Origin of the sequence: Bernardetia aquimarina, from assembly GCF_042180575.1 — a bacterium.
GTDB lineage: Bacteria > Bacteroidota > Bacteroidia > Cytophagales > Bernardetiaceae > Bernardetia.
In genome coordinates this window covers 3,823,519-3,843,565 of record NZ_CP170094.1, presented here as the reverse complement: position 1 = coordinate 3,843,565, position 20,047 = coordinate 3,823,519, and the positions used below count along the sequence as shown (strand labels likewise).

The following is a 20,047-nucleotide window of genomic DNA, read 5'->3' as shown; positions in this document are numbered from 1 at the left end:
TGACGACTAGGAAGCAGTTATTTTATATTTTTTTTACAATGTACATAACATAATTTGTTTCTGATTTATGCCCTGTTTCTTTGTCCTCATAGTTATAAATTAATGAAGAGTCATTTAATACTTTAAAATCTAGTTTCGTATTTTTAATTGTTTCTTTAAGAATTTTGACTTTTGAGCTTGTATCTTGAATACAGATACAAATTAGGCTTCCTTTTTTAATTTTGGTAGCTATTTTTACAACCAACTCTATTTCTTTTTTTCTGTCCCTTTTTTCAAAATGAAACATTGAATCAAGGAGTACAATATCAAAATTTTGATAGTCATCAAATTTGTAAATATCAGCAACAAAACCTGTCAAGTTTAATTTTTCATTGTTATTCAACATTTGGTCAATTCCAATTCTTGAATTATCAATTCCAGTAACATCATAACCCAATTTAGCTAAGGGAATTGCATCTCTGCCTTGTCCACATCCTACATCAATTAATTTACCTTTACTTTCATAGTTTTTAAAAAACTCAATCAACTCTGTATAAGGTTCTCCAAATAAGTTTTCTGTTGTATAAAAATTGTCGTAATCTGCCATGTTTTTTTATTAAAAAATGAATAATCTTTTTTTTACTAGAATTAGACTAAAACTCCTCTTCTTTATTGATTTCAAATTTCTTGTGAGCAATCGGTTTTTTGATTTCTTCTTTTACTTCTTCCTCTATTTTATCTAAAACAGGATTTTTTCTTAAATCTAATTTTTCAATAATCGTTTTTAGAATATCTTGTGCTACTTCGATTTTTGATTTTAGCTCAAAATCAGTTTTTCCTTTTGTATCAATGATGCTTATTTTGTTGGTGTCGTATCCAAAACCTGCTCCTTTTTCTTGTAGAGAATTAAGAACAATCATATCCAAATTTTTCTTTTTGAGTTTGGATTGAGCATTTTCTAGTTCGTTATTTGTTTCAAGAGCAAATCCTACCAAAAACTGACTACTTTGTTTTTTTGCACCAATGGTGGCAGCAATATCTGGATTTTTGGTAAGCTCTATTACCATTTTATCAACGCCTTCTTCCTTTTTTATTTTTTGAGTAGCAACTTCCAAAGGACGATAATCAGCAACGGCAGCAGCAAAAATAAAAATATCAGTTTCTTGAAAAACCGTTTCGACAGCCAAGAGCATTTCATCAGCCGAAGCAATTTTTACAACGTTTATATCTTTAGGGCTTTCAAGGCTAGAAGTAGAAATAAGCGTAACTTCTGCACCTAATTTTTGAGCTTCTGTTGCAATAGCATAACCCATTTTTCCAGAAGAATGATTACTCAGATAACGAACTGGGTCAATAGCTTCACGAGTTGCACCTGCTGTAAGGGTTAGTTTTTTTCCTTTTAGTGGTAAATAGGGAGGTTCAATTTCTTTTGTAATGGCTTCTTTTTCTTCATAATTCTCAAAAAAAACATTCAAAAATGTAATAATATTCTCAGGTTCTTCTAACCTTCCTTGTCCTATGAGTCCACTAGCAAGTTCGCCATGTGTCGCTTCAATTAGAATATTTCCATAACTTTTTAGATAGTCCAAATTTCTCAATGTTGAAGGGTGCTGATACATATCCAAATCCATTGCAGGAGCAACAAAAACAGGACAACGAGCTGATAAATAAGTAGCAGAAAGCAAATTATCACAAAGTCCATTCGCTAATTTTGCAATCGTATTTTCAGAAGCAGGAGCAATAATAAAAGCATCTGCCCAAAGTCCCAAATCGACATGATTATTCCAAACTCCTTCTTTATTTTTTATAAAATCAATCAAAACAGGCTTTTTTGAAAGTGTAGCCAAAGTAAGAGGCGTAATAAAATCAGATGCTGATTTTGTCATAATAACTTGTACCTCACAGCCTTGTTTGACTAACAAGCGTACCAAAAGAGCTGATTTGTAAGCCGAAATACTTCCACAGACACCCAAAAGTATTTTTTTGTTTTGTAAATGATTGATAGAGTTTTCAGAAGTTGGAGTAGTTGCCATAGTAAAAATAGATATTTGTTGTTGTTTTTGTACAACTGGTTCAAGCGTCGACGCTTGAACCAGTTGTACAAAAATAAGCGAAAAAGAACCTCAAACAAAAAATAAACGTTGCTATAAAAACAATCACTCAAACTTTATAAAAAATGAACGATTACGAAATAGATTATTCAAAATACCCAAACTTAGAACAAAACGAAGAAGTAGAAAAATGTGCCTTGTGTGAGCGAGAAAAAAGACTCGGCTTTCATCATTTGATTCCTAGAAAAATGCACCGAAGAAAGAATTTTCTAAGGAAATTTGGAAAAGAAGAAATGAAAAAACGAGGAATCAGAGTATGCAGACAATGCCACTCCACTATTCATAAATTTTGGGACGAAAAAACGCTAGGTGAAACCTACAATACCAAAGAAAAACTCATGGAAACCGAAGAAATGCAGAAATTTGTAATGTGGGTAAAAAAAGTAAAATAATTAGTAAATTGAGGTGTTTTATAGAAGTTCTATTTTCTATGTCGTTGTTGGTGTACTTACCATAGCCGTAAGATTAAAAGTTTATTTGTCTTTCTGTTCTGTAGGAACTTTATATTGGTAGAAAAATAAAAAGTAGAAATTGTATTCTGTTCTGTTAGGAACTACATATTGGTAGCATTTCAATAGTATTGAATAAAAAATGCTACCAATATCAAACTCCTACGGAGTAAATGAGGTATAATTTCGTTGTTTTTACTACCAAGATAAAACTCCTAACGGAGTAAAAATCAAAATTTATTAATAACCTTACGGCTATGGTGTACTTACCAACAACATTAAACCTACCAAAATTATGCTTACTAACTTCCAAAAAAAGAAAATGACTCATTTATTCCATTTCTTTGATAGAAATGAAGATGGTTTTATCGAACCCAAAGAATTAGACCAAATTGTTGATAATTTGGCTGTTTCGGAAGATGAAAACGAACAAGCACATCAAAAGCGTTTGCAACAAATGTTTCATCGTTTTTGGAAGCAGCTCATCGATGCAGCCGACGAAAATGGAGATGGAAAAATCAGTTTAGAAGAGTTTGTAGAAGTACACGAAGTTTTGATTGCAGACTCTGCTTCTTATCAGCGTTATGTTTACCCATTTATCGAAAGTTTGTTTCATTTGATAGATTTAGATAAAGATAAACGTTGGGATAAGAAAGAGTTTACGCATTTTTACAAACTTTGCAAACAAAGTCAAGAATATGCAGAAGAAGCATTTTCAAGGATGGATGCAAATAATGATGGTTATCTTTCTCACTTGGAAGTAATTTTTTGTTTTAGAGAGTTTTATCTTTCGAATGATAAAAATGCCACAGGAAATTATTTTTTTGGTAAAATGGAAAATTAATTACGAATTTTCAATTACGAATTACGAATGAAATACAATTCATTTTTTATTATGTAATTAAACTATCGCCGTTGAAAACTATGGTAAAACCAAGTCTAACCTTTAGAAAAATTGTTAAAATTTATTCCATTTCTATCGTATAAAACTTTGTTTTTTACACAAGCGAAAATGCGTTGAATAATTTTATTTCGCAAGGCATTAATGACACTCATTTTATTCTTACCTTCTGCTACTTTTCTTAAATAATAAGCTCTTAATTCTCCTTCCACTTGTAAAGCTGATAAAGCACACATATGTAGAGCCGTTTTAAGTTGCTTATTAGCCATTTTTGAAACTCTAGCTTTTCCTTTGAATTTTCCAGAAGAATTTTCAAAGGGAACAACACCACAATAACAAGCTAATTGTTTAGCTGTATCAAACTTAGTAAATCCATCAGTAGCTACTAATAACTGAATAGCAGTTACTTTTCCTACTCCTGTCACGGAAGTAGCTAATTGATAGAGTTCTTTAAGATGTGGGTCGTTTTTTATAATTTGGTTCATTTCTTCTTCAAGCTCTTTTATCCTTTGTGTCAAATGCTCTAAAGTAGCTTTAGAGTTTTCTTCAAGCAGTTTTTGAGTAGAAGATTTACTAAATTGACTTTGTTCATTGACATACGTTTCTAACTCTTGTTTATGATTGACTAGCGTTTTACGTAGTTTTTGAAGTGTTTTTAAGTCTTCTAGCTGTTCACTGGGTGGACAATATAGATTTGCTTTGTCTTGAAAACGAAACGCATAAGTAGCAATACGCCCAGCATCAACTTTATCATTTTTACCTCTATTAGCTCCTCCAGAACGCTTTACTTGAAGAGCATTTTCTACCCAAATAGAACACTTAAAATCACTAAAAGCAACCAAAAGCCAGTTAATGTAAACACCTGTATGTTCCATACAAAACAAACTTTCTTTAATTTCATGCTTGTCTTGAAAAGAAGAAAGGTAAGAAGTTATACTTTCTAAATTATTCACAATATGTTTGTATTTGATGGGTTTGCCTTCTTGAAAAAGAGCTATATCTAAATGGTTTTTACTCACATCAATACCTATAAAATTTTGGTAAGTTGGCATAAAAAAGTTAATTTAGGGTGACTAATTTAAAGTGATTCATCGTATTCAATCAGACTTAAAACCTTATCTAATGAGTTTATTTTTAGGTCAATAAAAATACTCCGAAAACTATTTGAGTTTGAGATTGAATAAAAGCAGATAGAGGCTGATTCAGGATATAGATTTCAAAATCTTGCCGTGGATATAGGTTCTCTATCTGCTAGATGAATTCTTAAATACAAGATAAGAAATTACATCTATTTTATCTACTACAAACCTAAAGGTTGGTGACCTCACCAACGACACATAACTAAAAACAATGAAATTAAAACTCCCAGACGGTCTTTCTATTTATTACGAACATTATTTTATTGATGAATCTAAATACACACTTGTTTTTTTGAATGGTCTTTCTCAATCGACACTTTCTTGGTTTCCGATTGTACAAGTTTTAAAAAATCAGTTTAATATTGTATTAATAGACCAAATTTTTCAAGGACAATCTGACCAAAAAGGTGAGTACAGAAGTTTTGAACAACATGCAGCCGATGTCAATCAAGTTTTGGAAAAAGTAAATGCAAAACGTATTGTTCCTGTCAGTATTTCGTATGGTGGTGCTATTGCGATGCGACTTTTGGTAAATTATCCTAAAAACATTGAAAAAGCCGTTTTGCTTTCTACCTTTGCAAACCGAACTCCGTATTTTGATTTTATCGGAACAAGTTGGAGACGTGCGCTTTTGGTGGGTGGTTATGAGCTAATGCTTGATGTGATGTTGCCTGCTGTTTTGGGGCAAGATTATTTTTTTAGTCCACTTATTCCCATTCAAGATATTCAGAATGCACGATTACTCAATAAAATTAGTTCAGATTCATTGATGAAACTAATGGATGCAACTGAAAATAGTAGTGATTATAGAGAGGAATTAAAATCTGTAACTGTTCAAGTAAAAGTAATTCATGGTTCGCAAGATATTCTGACAACTCCTCAAATGGGACAAAATATTGTTGATGCGCTTCCAAATGCAAGTCTTAAATTGTTACCAAAAAAAGGACATACACTTAATTTAGAAGCAATTCCAGAACTGATAACAGGAATTGAAAGTTTTTTGAAAGTATAAAACAAAAAGCAGAATGACAATCTATCAACTTTTACAGGATTTTTATGTAAAAAACACAATTCCTTTAGATGGAGGGGCAAATGATAATTTACTTCCTATAAATTTGGGTTTTGTTAAGTTTACTATTTATAATCCAACATGGCGAAGAAAAGTAGTCCATATTCATGATATAGAACATGTTTTGTGTGATTGTGATACAAGCTGGAAAGGAGAATCTTTTGTAGCAGGATATGAAATGGGGGTGGGTTTTTACAAAATTTTTCCTATTTGTTTATTTGTATTTTTTGCAATGGGATATAGTTTGTGGCTGTATCCAAAACGAGTTTGGGAAGGATTTGTAGAAGGATTAAAAAATAAAAACCTACTTGATTTGAATATGGAAAAAGAGGAATTAATGAATTTAGAAAAAACAGTGCTTCAAGCCAAAATAAGGAAGACAGAAAATAGTAATGTTACTCTTACTAGCCTATTAAAGTTTTTTGTATTAAGTCTAATAAGTCAAATTTTACTCTTTTCTCCTGTTTGGTTTTTTGTAATTTTGTGGACAACAATTAACTAAAACTCTTAGGGTTTAGAATTTAAAATAAATGAAAAGTTGGCTTTATGATGCTTCTCTGTGGGGGTATTGGCAGGGAATAAAAATAGCTGCACCCTTTCACGAAAAGGCAAATTTATTTAGAGAAGGACGAAAAAATTGGAAAACAGAACTGCAAACCAAGTTTGAAAAAATTAAGCAGCCTGTGGCGTGGTTTCATTGTGCTTCTTTGGGTGAATTCGAACAAGGAAGACCTATTATAGAAGCCTTCAAAGAACAATATCCTCATTATAAAATTCTATTGACTTTCTTTTCTCCAAGTGGTTACGAAATCCGTAAAAACTATGACAAAGCTGATGTAATTATGTATCTGCCAATGGATACACAACAAAATGCTAAGTTTTTTATTGAAACAACAAAACCAAAAATTGTCTTTTTTATAAAGTATGAATTTTGGCATCATTTCATTGAAGAAACTTCAAAACGTAATATTCCTCTTCTTTCAGTTTCTACGATTTTTAGGGATGACCAACATTTTTTTAACGGAAAAAATCAAAACAAAAGTAATTTTTCTACAAAAATGCTAGAGCGTTTTACATATTTTTTTGTACAAAATAAGCATTCAAAAGATTTATTGAGTCGTATAAATATCAAAAATGCAAGAGTTTCGGGTGATACTCGTTTTGATAGAGTAGCAATGATTGTTTCTCAACGGAAAGAATTACCCATTTTAGAAAAATTTATTGGACAAAATAAACTTTTAGTTGTCGGAAGTTCGTGGAAAGAAGATATTGAAATAATTGCACCTGCTTTTAAAAATGTGATTGAAAATTCTGATATAGAAAATGAAAAAATAAAATTGGTCATTGCTTCGCATAATATTGGAGAATCTGACCTTCAAAAGATAGAAAAAGCATTTGATTATCTTAAAATAGAACGTTATTCAAAAATAGATTTGAATGATAAAAAAAGCATTGAAAAATTGCAAAAAGCTGATTTGTTGCTTATTGATAATATCGGACTTTTGTCTTCCATTTATAGTTATGGCGATGTGGCATATATTGGTGGCGCATTCGGAAAAGGTTTGCATAATATTTTAGAAGCTGCAACTTTTGGAATGCCTATTATTTTTGGAAATAAAAATTATCAAAAATTTCAAGAGGCGATTGATTTGTTAGAAAAAAAAGGAGCTTTTTCTGTTTCGAATCAAAATGAATTAGAAACTTTATTAAAAAAACTTTTTAAAGACGATTATTTTAGAGAACAGATTAACGAAATCACACGAGAATACGTAATTCAGAATACAGGTGCAACAAAGCAAATTATGGATTATTGCAAAAAGATATTGAGTTAGAAGGAATATTAATTTTCAAAACAAAATACTTATTTTCAGGCTTTTAAAGTAATGTATTTATAAATTCGATACTTCATTCGTATTTTTGCAATTCCATTTATCACTACTAATTAAACGTTAATCACTATTTATCATGTTGAAGTTTTTTATTATTTCGGCTATTATTCTTTATGTATTATATGCCTTTTCTGGCAAAATAATGCAGTTTTTGGCTAAAATTTTATTGCGAAAAGTCCAAAAACAAGCACAAAAACAGTACGAAACACAAAATGATATTCGTCCAGAAGGAGAAATTAGAATTGAAACTCCTCCAACAAAAAATATTCACTCCAATCAAGAAGGAAAAAAATATGATTTTGATAATATAGGCGAATATGTAAATTTTGAAGAGATAAAACAGAGTTAGATTTATTTGTCAGACACTTCAAAGTGTCAGACAATCTAATGAATTAAAGCAAAAAAAGAAATTTGTATTCATCCTGCCTTTCATCATAAAAATCATATAAATCACTCGCTAATCAGTTACAGTATTTCAAAATGAATCAAAAAGCCTCCATAACCTTCGAAGTAGAAAAACTAAAACGAGCTAAAAAGCCATTAAAAGAAATTTCTTTTGAGCAGATTAGTAAGCAGTTTTCAGAAGAAACAATTATTGGTTCTGCTGATGGAAAAGAGTTTGTCAGTTTTGGAACGCACTCTTTTTTGAAGGGAATGCAGGTGGCGTATGCCGAACATCGTCCTTTTGTTTTGTCGCCTGATATGATTTGGTTATTGATTTGTCAAGGTTTTTCGAAGCATGTAGAAGTAAATGCTGAAAAACTCCGTCATTTGTTTGTTGATTTTGAAGGAAAAAAGGAATTGGTAATCCAAAATGATAATTTATTAAATCCAAACAAGACAATTTTAAAAGCAGAATGGGAAAAGTCTATTGATGAAATGAATGGCGAAGTAGCCAAACACGTAGGAGAGGATTTGATAAATAACTTGACAGCAGATTTTAGCACGACTTCACTCACTGAAAAAATTGTAAGTCAGATTACGGTTTTGAATGCGTTTCAGCCTTATTTTGAATATACATTTGTAACTTGTATTTGTGGAATTCCCCAAATTACATTAGAGGGAACAACAGAAGACTGGCAAAAGGTAATTGATAAATCTAAAAAAATAGCTATTTATGAGCTTGATTGGTGGATAAATGAACTATTACCTATTCTTGAGGAGATAAAAGAAACTGTAAATGGAAAAAGGAATAAACAGTTCTGGATGAATATGTTTAAACAGCATACTCTTAATGAATATGGCAGTCCTACAATATTAGATGGTTGGATTGTTCGTTTCTTTCCATATTATCAAAATGGATATAAAAAAGATTTATTTGAAATGGGTTTATCTGGTATTGACGACTTGCCTCCTCAAATCGTAAATGTTCCTTTTATTCATAGAGTTCTAGGAGGGATAGAAAGCATAGATATACCAAAAGAATTTTTAGCAGGTTTTTTTGGATTAGAACAGAATGCAACTGATTTGTCCTTACGTCCTGTTATAGAATGGAGTATTATTCGAAAGAGGAAAGAAATAACGCAATTACCAAAGAGAAATGAAGGGTGGAGTACTTTGTTTTATGGAAATATCGGAAATTTCCCTTCAGAAATACTAGAGTTTCAAAGTATTCATGCCTTGAGTTTACAATTTAGAGATACTATAAGATTGCCTAAAGAGTTGTCTAAGATAAAAATTGGATATATTCAATTAGAAGGAGATGTAGAAGAAGGCACTGAAAAGAAAATCTTGAAGATTATTAAGAATATAACTAGAGGTGAAATAAATGGGCAAAAGTTTGACACCAAACCAAAAGAAGGTTCTAAATTCATAAAAACTGAAAAAAAGACTCAAAATAAACAAACCTTTCTCTACAAACTCAAAAACTTATTCAATTAAGAAAAAAGAAGTTCGTATTAATCTGTATTCAAAATCCTACTAATCCTATAAATCCTTAACCAATCAGTTACAGCATTTTCGAAAAAAAGAAGTTCGTATTTATCTTCATTCATCATAAGAATCATATAAATCATTTACCAATAAGTTATAGTAGTCATTCAAAAAAATGAATCAAAAAGGAACATATATCGGAATTACAGTTATTACGCTTTGGCTTCTTAGCCTTGGTTTTTTGCTGAGTGTCTATGAAATAAACTGGTATAACCCTCTTACCTATCTGTTTTTTCTTGTTCAAACTCATCTTTATACAGGGATTTTCATTACGGCACACGATGCAATGCACCACACCGTTTCGAAAAACACAAAAGTAAATAATACCATCGGAACGATTGCAACAGGACTTTTTGCCTTCAATTATTACCCAAGATTATTAAAAAAACACCACGAACATCATCGTTTTGTAGCGACGGACAAAGACCCAGATTTTCATCATGGAAACTTTTGGATTTGGTATTTTAATTTTGCCAAAAACTACATTACCATTATTCAGATTGTTTTGATGGCAATTACTTATAATATTTTGAAACTCATTTTTCCGATAGAAAATGTTATTTTTTATTGGATGATTCCTTCTGTGGTAGCAACGTTTCAACTTTTTTATTTTGGAACGTATTTACCTCATCGGCACGCACCAGACAACAAACACCATTCTAGAAGTCAGGATAAAAACCACGTTTGGGCATTTATTTCGTGTTATTTTTTTGGTTATCACTACGAACACCACGACAGTCCGAATACGCCTTGGTGGAAACTTTATCAAAAAAAATAAAATTATTTGTAGGGAAAAGGCACGCCTTTTCCGAAATTACAATTTCGTAATTAGCACTAAAAAGTGTATATTTATTGAGTTGATGCTATTTTTATTCAAATAAAACTCTACCAATTATGCAACTTCAAACATTAAATTTCAAGACTGTTTTTATTGCTATTCTTTGGATGGTTATTGCTATTTGTGGAGTAACATCTCTGTACTATACAAGCTATGGTCAAACTTTTGGCTATACAGATTTGAAATTGTGGATTGATGTGGCATTTTATAGTACAATGGCACTTTCGGCTCTTTTTGTAGTTAAAGGATTTGATAAAAGAAAAGAACGCAAACGATTCTACAAAAAACAACTGGAAATTTTGAATTTATTTACACAAAATGAAGAAAATAATAGCTCTATTTCTTTACATCAAATTCTATCAAAAACTGCTTTTTCAGAAAGCGAAACAAAAGGACTTTTAGAATATTTGGTTGCAAAAAACATACTCATTCCTAGCTTTTCAGAAGAAAAAGAATTGATTTACAAACTAACTGATAGGCATTCTTTAGAGAAGTATTTGAAGAAAATCCATTAAAAACGTTTAAAAAACAACTTTCTCATATCTTATTCGAAAAATTAACCGTATCTTAATTATCACATTTTACTTCTTTCTACTCTAAAAATTACGGTTATGGGTTTCAAAAATAAATTTTTCAAAGTTGCTTCTGCTATTACTGGAGGCATTTCTTCTTTTGTTAGTATTGCAGTATTTTCTGAACTTATTGGTACAGGAGATTGGGATTTAGTTGTAGGTGTATTGAGTGCTGGAGGTATTGCTACGGCTGCTACTTATAATACACTTCGTCTTCATAAAAAAGAGAAAAAAGAGCTTTTCCAAAAGAAACAGTTAGATATTTTGTACTTAGCTGTTCAAAATCATGGACAACTCACTCCTACACAAGTTGCACTACAAACCAATACACCGATTGATGAAACAAAAGAACTTTTGGATTCTCTTTCTGATGCTGGTGCGATGGAATTGCAAGTTTCGAATAAAGGAAATTTAGTCTATACACTTATTGATGAAGTGTATTTGCAAGATTATATGGAGAAAATTGGATAAGATAGCTACTTTTTATGTTGCCCATAAAAAAAGAGTTTGAATTTTTTTTCAAACTCTTTTTTGTTTTTTAGGAACAGACTAGGAAGTCTGTACTAGTAGCCTTTGTTGGTATTTTAGCGTAGCCGAACCAACAAAAATAATTTTATTTATTGTACTTGATTCATAATACGAATAGCTTCTTGCAAGTGAACATCCTGTTTGAGTTCTTTTCCAAATTTCTCAAAACTAGCTTGTTTTACAGTATCAGCTTTATTTTCAGCCAAATCTTTCTTTAAAGCAATTATTTTGAGTGTTTCATCTGCTTTTGCTAAGTTTTCGTATTTCTTAGATTCTTCTTCTAAGGTACGTTGTAAAGCTCTGTATTCTTCTAAATTGAGTGAATAAAGAGTTTCATTTCTACGTTTGTTTAGTCGTTTAGCATTTTCATCAATAGAAGAGAAAGTAGCATTTTTCGAAACTCGTTTGTCTGTATCTTTCTGAACTTTATCTAATTTGTATTTAGGTGTCCATTCTTGGTATTTTGCTTTCTTTACTTCATCCCATTTCAAAGCATACGGTTCTTGTTCTTCGCCAAAATCTATATACGAATACATATCTGGAAGTATAATATCTGGAACTACTCCTTTGAGCTGTGTAGCACCTCCATTGATACGATAATATTTCTGAATAGTCAGTTTTAAAGCACCTAAAGGCTTTATATTATCGTATTCTTGTCCCAATACTCTATCCAAATCAAGGAAGTTTTGCACCGAACCTTTTCCAAAAGTAGGGCTTCCAACCACAATACCACGATTGTAATCTTGTACGGCAGCAGCAAAAATTTCAGAAGCCGAAGCACTAAATTCATTGACAAGGACAATCAAAGGCTTATCAAAAACTACTTCTTTGTCATTATCTTTATAGACTTGAGGCAAACTTCCACGAGCTTTTACTTGAACGACAGGACCAGTTTCGATAAACAAACCAACAATATCAATAACATCGCCCAAAGAACCACCACCATTATTTCTCAAATCTAAAATCAAACTTTCTACATTTTCATCATTGAGTTTGATGAGTTCTTCTTTCATATCTCTAGAAGAAGTACGACCATTTTTGTCTTGAAAGTTAGAGTAAAAGGAAGGAAGTTTTATATACCCTATTTTTTTCCCTTTTTGAGGTTCTAAAACAACAGATTTTGCATACGTTTCAGCCAAAACAACAACATCACGAATAATTGGAATTACTTTTATTATTCCATCTACCTTTTTGACTGTCAGACGAACTTCTGAACCTTTTTTACCACGAATAAGTTGAACAGCATCATCTAAAGGCATATCAATAATCGAAACAGGTTCGTCATCTCCTTGTGCTACCTTTTGAATAATATCTCCTTCTTTGAGTTCTCCTTGTTTCCAAGATGCACTACCTGGAACAATATTCATTACTTTTATTTCTCCTTCACGTTCTTGCAGAGTTGCTCCAATTCCCTCAAACTGACCCGAAAATTGAATATCAAAATTTTCTTTGTCTTTTGGTGGATAATATTCTGTATGTGGGTCGTAAGCACTTGTAATGCTATTTAGATACAGGTTTCTCCAATCTTTTTTGCTTAGACGATACATACGTTTGAAAAACTCATCTTGATTTTTTTGTACACGCTCACGAGCATCTTTTTCTAATTCAGTTATTGATTTTGCTTTATAGCCTTTTTCATCTTTTTCTTTTTTCTCCTCTGCTTGAAGCAAATCATCTAATCGAACCATTACTTGATATTTCAAAAGTTTACGCCAAACTTCTTTTTGCTGAGTCTCATCTTTTGCATAGTTTGCTTTATCGCCATCTAATTCGATAGTTTCATTTTTAGTAAAATCAAAAGGAGTTTTCAAAACTTCAGTACTTATTTCTTCTGACTCTTTTAGTCGTTTTTCGAAAATCTCATAAGCAGTATTGAAGAAAGTATAATCTCCTTGCATCGCTTGGTCATCAATCAGATTTTTTTGCGCTTCAATTTTCTTAAAGTCTTCTTGTGTAAAATAACGTTTATTATTATCCATTCGCTTCAAAAACAAATCAAATGTTTTGGCAGCAAAATCATCATCTAAAGCCAAAGGTTGATAATGTTGTTGAGTAAGAGCTTGTACCAATAGAGTAAGTAAAAAACGATTTTTTTCTTCGCTATCCTCATCTGGATCATCTAATGTAGTCAGACTTGGGTATTGTAGAGCTACATTTTGAGCCACCATTTCCATCGGAACTTGATTAGAATCTAATTCTTGTGCTTCAGCAGTAGTTTGATTTTGATTGCAAGAAGACAAGACAAGAAGTGCAAAAGCACTTAAATAGCCGAATTTAACAGTAGATTTAATTTTATTACTTATAGATTGCTTGGCTTGTTGAAAAAGTGTTCTCTCACTTTGTTCAGTATATATATTTTGAAGGTATGTTTTCATGTATAAATTAGTAAGGTTGGATAACTTAAATTAAAGCGAATAAAGACAATGTTATAGATATTACGCTTTCTAGTACTCTTATTTTTATTTTATCTTATTGCGAACTTAAATAAATTAGTCTAAAAAATTAAGCCAAAATACATACTATTTTTTAAAATAAGGTGTTTGGAGGCTTTAATTTGATTTATTTTTGATTTAACACATTAGAAATAACATTTGTTAGTTTTTCTTTCAAAATAATAGTTCATCGTTTAGAGTTATTCCCTTAATAAAACTATGAAATGAGCAGAGTTTCAGGGTCTAAAACCAGTAAATCATAAAAAGGATAGAAAATAAATCATATAGGCTTATTTTTTGCCCTTTAATTTTCTATTATCAATAGAATAGTAGAACTTTGTCGTTTCATTCTACAAACCTTACTACATGTTTTTCAAAAAAACCAAACTCTCTGAAAAAGAACCTCATCAAAAAGTGAGTTACTCACAATCTGGAGAAGATTTAATTATAGATTTTTTCTTTACTGCTCGTCAAATAGATAAGCCTTCTTATATTGATATTGGTGCATATCATCCTTACAAAATAAGTAATACAGCACTTTTTTATGAAAAAGGGGCAAGAGGGATAATTATCGAACCTAACCCTGATGGATTTGAAAAGTTTATGAAATATCGTCCTGAAGACACAAATTTAAATATTGGTGTTGGTAATGAAGCGTCTGTTCTTTCTTATTACTCAATGAATTCGGCTACACTAAATACTTTTTCAGAAGAAGAAGCTAAAAGGTATGAAGAGCAAGGTTCTGCACATATAGAAAAAGTAATTGAAGTAGAAGTGAAAACATTAATATCTATTCTTGAAAAATATAATAACGGTATGTTTCCAGATTTTCTCTCATTAGATGTAGAGGGTTGGGATTATCAGATTTTAGAATCTTTAAAGCAATTTCAAACCACACCCAAATTAATTTGTGTAGAAACATACAGTTATACTGAAGGTTATATTTATAAAGAAAAATTTGATAATCTAATGAAAGAATTAGGTTATGTAGTTTATGGAACTACGACAATTAATACTATTTATGTAAAAAATGAACTTTTATGAAAAATATAAAAAACCTAATTTATATTCTATTCTCTGTATCTGTGTTTACATCATGCATGCTAACAGATTTAGAATCTATACCTCCAAACTCTGTAAAAGTAGCACAGGGAGGAGTGACTATTCAAGACCAAAGTACAGTCATCGAATATGGAACATTGCGAGTTATCAAAGATTCTGTAACTAGAAATTATACACTTACTAACTCTAGTAATCAAATGCTTCGTTTTAGTGCTATTACAAGTGATAATCAAGATTTTTTTGTAAAACTAGAAAGAGATACACTTGCATTATTTCCTAGAGAAACGCTTAATTTTTCTGTTACTTTTTCTCCCCAATTAGGAGGAGAAACAATAGGAAAAATTAGCTTTTCTACCAATGACCCTGCTTTTCCTGTTTTTAGTTTTGGTGTAAAAGGGGAAGGAATTACGCCTCCCGAAATTGTAGGAAATAATTCGCCTCAATTTGATTCATTAAATGGTGTACCTTTGGGTTTTGGAGAACCTAATGGAACTCTTTTTACAGTAGAAATTTATATTGAAGATACCTACGATAGAATAGACCCTTCACAGCTTAGTGTGGAATTGCAAGCGATATTTAGCAATGGCGACCGACCTGCTCCTGTAATCAAAAATCCAAGTCAGATAACACTTAGTGAAGACAAAACACGTCTATCGTATAGTTTTGCTGTTCGTTTTGGACAAAGTAGCTTTGTAGATGTCGAAACCAAACTAATTTTAGGAAATGGAGATATTTCTAATGCTTTCAAAACACGTATAGAAAGACCAGGAGGAGCAAATTAATTCATTTTTCTACTCAAAAGAAAGACATTTACTTTTAACTAAGTGAATGTCTTTTTTTATCTCTCAAAAAATCAATACATTTGAAAGATAAATTATAATAAGACATTTTTCTTTTTTGTCAAAAGAATAGAAATCAAACCAATTACTATTTTTAAGTTTAACTATTTGGTAGTCAAGTGTCTAAATCCGTAATTTTTAATTCGTAATTGCTACTAAATGAATGCTTCTAAATGGCTTTGGCTTACTAGTCTTGCTCTTCTTCCTTTTTTATTTGCTAAAAATGGACAAACTCAAATTGATTCTGTACTTTTCAGAACTGCAATTTGGAGTGCTGCCAATTTTTTGATTTTGGCTCTTAGTTTTAAAGAAATTCCTTTTTCTATCTTCAAAAAAATAGGTATTTTTTCTTTTTTGGGATATGCAGCCATCGGAATTTTGAGTTATCTACTTGTTCATTTTTTATATGCACCTTTCCAACTTGAAGGAGTTTCTGAAATTGTACGTCTTATAAATTCCTTTTTTTCTATTATTTTTTCTATCCATTTTATCAAAAAAGAAGAGAAACTATTACTATTGCTTGCCAAAATTATTTCTATTCAAGCTGTTATTCTAGCAGGAATAGGAATTTTGCAAGTGATGGGAGTTTTAGAAAATTGTGCTGATGGAGTTGCTCCTTGTGGTTTTTTGGTCAATCGAAATCTTTTTGGTTCTTATTTGGTCTTAGGACTTCCTTTTGGGCTTTTGGGTTTTCAATACTCTATAAAAAGTAAAGAAGAAAATAACTTTATAAATGTCCTTTTTTATTTGGCAGGAATAATAATCATTCTAACAGGAATTTATCTTTCCCAAACTCGTAGTGCTTACGTTGCAACAGCTTTTATAGGTCTTTTTTATGTGCTTTATTTCTTACTCAATCTTCGCTTTCTGTATGTAGCTCTAACTGTTTTGGTTTTGGGAAGTGTTGGAGGATTTACTTTTTATCAATATTCTATCCTAAATCCTAATAATTTTAACCAAAATTCAAAGGAAAAAAGTTGGAGAGATTTAACACAAACTGATAGCCAAGCCGAACGTCTTTTGATGTGGGAAAAAACACTTTCGATGATAAAAGAAAACCCCATTTTAGGAGTAGGTTTTCAAAATTGGAAATACCAAATTCCTAAATATAGCTTGGAAGGACTTAGAAGTGAAAAAAATGAAGTTAATGCACAGCGTCCTCACAATGATTATTTATGGATAGCTGCTGAAAGTGGACTGCTTACACTTTTATTATATCTTTTTTTGATGGGATATTTGATTTATATAGGAATCAAACACAAATCTATTTTGGTACTTGTTGTTTTTGCTTTTTTGATTGATTCTGTTTTTTCTTTTCCAAAAGAACGAATTGTTCATACACTGATTTTGGCTACCAGCATTGGAATTATTTTGAAAGATGATAGAAAATTATTTCATAAAAATTCAAATCAAAAAGAAGAGATTTCAGAAATAAAACAAGAAGAAAAAATAATCGTAGAAACTCCTAAACCAACTAAAAAACAGAAGAAGAAAAATAGCCAAAAAATAGCTCAAAAACCTCAAATTATTCTGCCTTCTATCCAAACAATTCCTTCTTATTTAGCCTATTCAAGTTTATTTGTTTTGGGAATTTGTTTTTATGTTTCCTTCGTTCAGAACCGAGACAAAGCCAAAACGATTGATTTACTTATCAATAATCAAAGCCGAAATTTTAAGGCTGTTTTACCTTTATCCGACCAAATAAATAGTTATTTTGTACCTTCTGATTATTTCATTAACTCGGTGTATATGCACAAAGGCTATGCATACCTAAATTTACAAAATCCAAAAGCTGCAAAAGAAAATTATTTAAAAGGGTTACAACAAATGCCATATAGTATTGCTCTTTTGAAACAAATAGCCAACCTTTATCAGAATGAAAAGAAGTATGATAGTGCTATTTTTTATTATGATAAAATGCAAAAAGTCATTCCACACCTTCCAGAAACCTATCAACAAATGTATAATAATTACCTTTTGAAAGGAGATACTCTAAGCGCAAAGGAAATGATAGAAAAATGTCCTGCACCTTGTAAGTAGTATTTGTTGGTGGTGTCACTACACTAAAACGCATAATAAATAACCTATTTAACACATAATTTATAATGATTAGAAATTTTAGCAGTTCAAAAATTGCTAAAAAATGACTAAAAATTCATCAAAAATGCTTTTTAGTGAAACAAAAAATTGTCATTTGCGTTAATTCGTTCTAAAAACCTTTTAAAAATGAAAAAAAAATCACTTAAAGATTCTCAAAAAACCTTTAGACAAAAATTGAAAACATTTTTCAAACGAACTTTCTATACTTTTTTAGTCCTAATAATTATGCTTACAGTTGCTACAAATCTCATTTTAAGACAAGACAAATTTGGAAAACTTCCAGATGGTCAGCGTTTGGAACGCATCAAAAAATCGCCTAATTACAAGGATGGAGCTTTTCAAAATATTCATCATACACCTGACCTTAGTGAAGACGCAAGTTATTTTGGTATAATGAAAGAGTTTGCTTTTGGAGATAAAAGTCGTGTTTCTCCTGCTGACAAAATTCCTTCTACCAAAATTGATTTACATTCTTTAGATAAAAGTGAAAACATCTTAGTTTGGTTTGGGCATTCTTCTTATTTTATGCAGCTTGATGGAAAAACAATTTTGGTCGATCCTGTTTTTAGTGGTTCGGCTTCTCCTTTTTCGTTTACTGTAAAAGCTTTTGAAGGAACAGACGTTTACACTACTGATGATATTCCAGAAATAGATTATCTTTTCATTTCTCACGACCATTGGGATCATGTAGATTATGAAACACTTTTAAAACTGAAACCAAAAACCAAAAACATATTTTGTGGTTTAGGTGTGGGAGCGCATTTTGAGCATTGGGGATTTGACTTAGAGAAAATTCATGAGGAAGATTGGAATACAAGAATAGAATTAGAAGATAATTTTGAAGTTCATGTAACGCCTACTCGTCATTTTTCTGGACGTGGTTTTAAACGTAATCAAGCTCTTTGGGCTTCTTATGTTTTGAAAACTCCTACTATGCAGATTTATATCGGTGGAGATAGTGGATATGACACACATTTCAAAGAAATAGGTGATAAATTTGGTGTTTTTGATTTGGTAATTTTAGAAAATGGACAGTATGATAAAAGTTGGAAGTACATCCACATGATGCCTAAAGAAGTTTTGAAGGCAGCAAAAGATTTGAATGCCAAAAGGTTATTTCCTGTTCATTCTTCAAAGTTTGCTTTAGCCAATCACGCTTGGGATGAACCTCTCACAAAAGTTTCGAATCTCAATCAAAATTTAGAAAAGCCATTTTCTTTAGTAACTCCAATTATCGGAGAGAAGGTAGAAATTCAGAATATGAACGAATCGTTTGAAAATTGGTGGGAAGGTTTGAAGTAAAACTGTAAGATAGAATATTTAGAGTTTTATTTTTGTAGCAAAACAAATAAACTATTTTTTAAATATACAAACAAACTATTTTGGATTTCTATTCTGAACACGAACTAAAAAACGAATCTCGCTTTGTAAACAAACTATGGCGTTTGGATAATAGTCATCAAAAAATAGCCATTGATGATTTGAAAATTCTGCCTAATGGTTGTTTTAATATTGGCTTGTTGATAGGTAAAGGTGCTTTGGTTACATTTAAAGAGAAAAAATATAACCTTACTGAAGGTATTTATTTATGCTCTCAAGTTACTCAACCTGTAAACTTGACCCTTTTAGGACATTCTAAAGTTATTTTGATTCAATTACACGCTTGGAGTTTTTCATATCATTCAGAAAATGATTTTAGCAACTTTACAGATGATATTTCGCAGAGTGAATCTAATCAAGAGTTATTTGATAAACGTATAGATTTGGGTAGTACATCTATTTTAGAAGACACCATTAATTTAACTCAAAAATATTTTTCAGAAATTGATAAAAAACACACTCAAAAAAAAATCATTGAGCAACTTGCTTCAAAAATAGTGTCTCAACAAGGAGATTGTAATATTGCTGACCTTACTAAAGAATATGATTATTCTGAAAAATGGATACAAAAGAAGTTTAAAAAGGCTACAGGACTAACACCAAAACAGTTTGCCAAAATAATACAGTTTAGATATTCTGTTGATAAAATTGCTTATGGTAATGCAGATGACTCTCTCACGTCTATTGGTTATGAAGCTGGATTTAATGACCAATCTCATTTTATCAAAAATTTTCGGCAATTTGTAGGTACTACACCAAGTAAATTTGATCCAAAAAGTTTCGTATTATCCTTCAAAAAATAAGAGTTCGTTTTTTTACAATTTTCT

At 31.0% G+C, this 20,047-nt stretch carries 19 protein-coding genes; 15 read left to right on the top strand and 4 right to left on the bottom strand.

Translation table 11 applies throughout. The annotated features are described in order from the left end of the window. Positions 1-22 precede the first annotated feature (22 nt). Both ACE193_RS16515 and coaBC read right to left on the bottom strand, forming a co-directional pair. Positions 23-586, bottom strand: coding sequence for a class I SAM-dependent methyltransferase (locus ACE193_RS16515; RefSeq protein ID WP_375559326.1), 564 nt, complete (start codon positions 584-586; stop codon positions 23-25). 46 nt (positions 587-632) lie between these two features. Continuing rightward, complete coding sequence (gene coaBC / locus ACE193_RS16510; RefSeq protein WP_375559325.1) at positions 633-2,012, bottom strand: bifunctional phosphopantothenoylcysteine decarboxylase/phosphopantothenate--cysteine ligase CoaBC; 1,380 nt, start codon at positions 2,010-2,012, stop codon at positions 633-635. Positions 2,013-2,155: 143 nt separating this feature from the next. Between coaBC and ACE193_RS16505 the strand changes: the two genes are divergently transcribed. Both ACE193_RS16505 and ACE193_RS16500 read left to right on the top strand, forming a co-directional pair. Continuing rightward, positions 2,156-2,482, top strand: coding sequence for a hypothetical protein (locus ACE193_RS16505; RefSeq protein ID WP_375559324.1), 327 nt, complete (start codon positions 2,156-2,158; stop codon positions 2,480-2,482). A gap of 352 nt (positions 2,483-2,834) precedes the next feature. Then, positions 2,835-3,383, top strand: coding sequence for an EF-hand domain-containing protein (locus tag ACE193_RS16500; protein WP_375559323.1), 549 nt, complete (start codon positions 2,835-2,837; stop codon positions 3,381-3,383). Between the two features lie 95 nt (positions 3,384-3,478). Here ACE193_RS16500 and ACE193_RS16495 read toward each other — a convergent pair whose 3' ends face one another. Further along, positions 3,479-4,492: an IS110 family transposase gene (locus ACE193_RS16495; RefSeq protein ID WP_375559131.1), complete on the bottom strand. Its 1,014-nt coding sequence runs from the start codon at positions 4,490-4,492 to the stop codon at positions 3,479-3,481. 298 nt (positions 4,493-4,790) lie between these two features. On the opposite strand from ACE193_RS16495, the gene ACE193_RS16490 reads away from it, so the two are divergent. The 8 genes from ACE193_RS16490 (at position 4,791) to ACE193_RS16455 (ending at position 11,350) form a co-directional block, all read left to right on the top strand. After that, positions 4,791-5,591, top strand: coding sequence for an alpha/beta fold hydrolase (locus tag ACE193_RS16490; RefSeq protein WP_375559322.1), 801 nt, complete (start codon positions 4,791-4,793; stop codon positions 5,589-5,591). 13 nt (positions 5,592-5,604) lie between these two features. Beyond that, positions 5,605-6,150: a hypothetical protein gene (locus ACE193_RS16485; RefSeq protein ID WP_375559321.1), complete on the top strand. Its 546-nt coding sequence runs from the start codon at positions 5,605-5,607 to the stop codon at positions 6,148-6,150. Positions 6,151-6,178: 28 nt separating this feature from the next. Further along, positions 6,179-7,480 (top strand): 3-deoxy-D-manno-octulosonic acid transferase, encoded by a 1,302-nt coding sequence (locus ACE193_RS16480; protein ID WP_375559320.1) that lies wholly within the window; start codon positions 6,179-6,181, stop codon positions 7,478-7,480. A 133-nt stretch (positions 7,481-7,613) separates the two neighbouring features. Continuing rightward, a complete protein-coding gene (locus tag ACE193_RS16475) occupies positions 7,614-7,886 on the top strand; it encodes a DUF4834 family protein (protein ID WP_375559319.1) in 273 nt (90 codons plus the stop codon). A 131-nt stretch (positions 7,887-8,017) separates the two neighbouring features. Further along, a complete protein-coding gene (locus tag ACE193_RS16470; RefSeq protein WP_375559318.1) occupies positions 8,018-9,418 on the top strand; it encodes a DUF4419 domain-containing protein in 1,401 nt (466 codons plus the stop codon). A 166-nt stretch (positions 9,419-9,584) separates the two neighbouring features. Next, positions 9,585-10,247 carry a fatty acid desaturase gene (locus ACE193_RS16465; RefSeq protein WP_375559317.1) on the top strand — a complete coding sequence of 221 codons (663 nt, stop codon included), beginning with the start codon at positions 9,585-9,587 and terminating at the stop codon, positions 10,245-10,247. A 116-nt stretch (positions 10,248-10,363) separates the two neighbouring features. Then, positions 10,364-10,822 (top strand): hypothetical protein, encoded by a 459-nt coding sequence (locus ACE193_RS16460; RefSeq protein WP_375559316.1) that lies wholly within the window; start codon positions 10,364-10,366, stop codon positions 10,820-10,822. A gap of 96 nt (positions 10,823-10,918) precedes the next feature. Further along, complete coding sequence (locus ACE193_RS16455) at positions 10,919-11,350, top strand: hypothetical protein (RefSeq protein ID WP_375559315.1); 432 nt, start codon at positions 10,919-10,921, stop codon at positions 11,348-11,350. A gap of 146 nt (positions 11,351-11,496) precedes the next feature. Here the strand turns inward: ACE193_RS16455 and ACE193_RS16450 are convergent, their stop codons facing one another. Continuing rightward, a complete protein-coding gene (locus ACE193_RS16450) occupies positions 11,497-13,782 on the bottom strand; it encodes a carboxy terminal-processing peptidase (RefSeq protein WP_375559314.1) in 2,286 nt (761 codons plus the stop codon). Positions 13,783-14,205: 423 nt separating this feature from the next. Here ACE193_RS16450 and ACE193_RS16445 point away from each other — a divergent pair, with 423 nt between their 5' ends. From ACE193_RS16445 to ACE193_RS16425, 5 genes are all read left to right on the top strand, one after another. Continuing rightward, entirely contained in the window at positions 14,206-14,883 is a 678-nt protein-coding gene (locus ACE193_RS16445) for an FkbM family methyltransferase (protein WP_375559313.1), read from the top strand. Then, positions 14,880-15,683, top strand: a complete 804-nt coding sequence (locus ACE193_RS16440; protein WP_375559312.1) for a hypothetical protein — start codon at positions 14,880-14,882, stop codon at positions 15,681-15,683. Before ACE193_RS16445 ends, ACE193_RS16440 begins: the two co-directional genes overlap by 4 nt. A 216-nt stretch (positions 15,684-15,899) precedes the next feature. Beyond that, on the top strand, positions 15,900-17,780 hold the full coding sequence (locus ACE193_RS16435) for an O-antigen ligase family protein (RefSeq protein ID WP_375559311.1): 1,881 nt from the start codon (positions 15,900-15,902) through the stop codon (positions 17,778-17,780). A 186-nt stretch (positions 17,781-17,966) separates the two neighbouring features. Continuing rightward, on the top strand, positions 17,967-19,142 hold the full coding sequence (locus tag ACE193_RS16430) for an MBL fold metallo-hydrolase (protein WP_375559310.1): 1,176 nt from the start codon (positions 17,967-17,969) through the stop codon (positions 19,140-19,142). Positions 19,143-19,222: 80 nt separating this feature from the next. Beyond that, the gene (locus ACE193_RS16425) at positions 19,223-20,023 is read left to right on the top strand and encodes a helix-turn-helix domain-containing protein (protein WP_375559309.1); all 801 of its coding nucleotides are present in this window, start codon (positions 19,223-19,225) and stop codon (positions 20,021-20,023) included. Positions 20,024-20,047 lie beyond the last annotated feature (24 nt).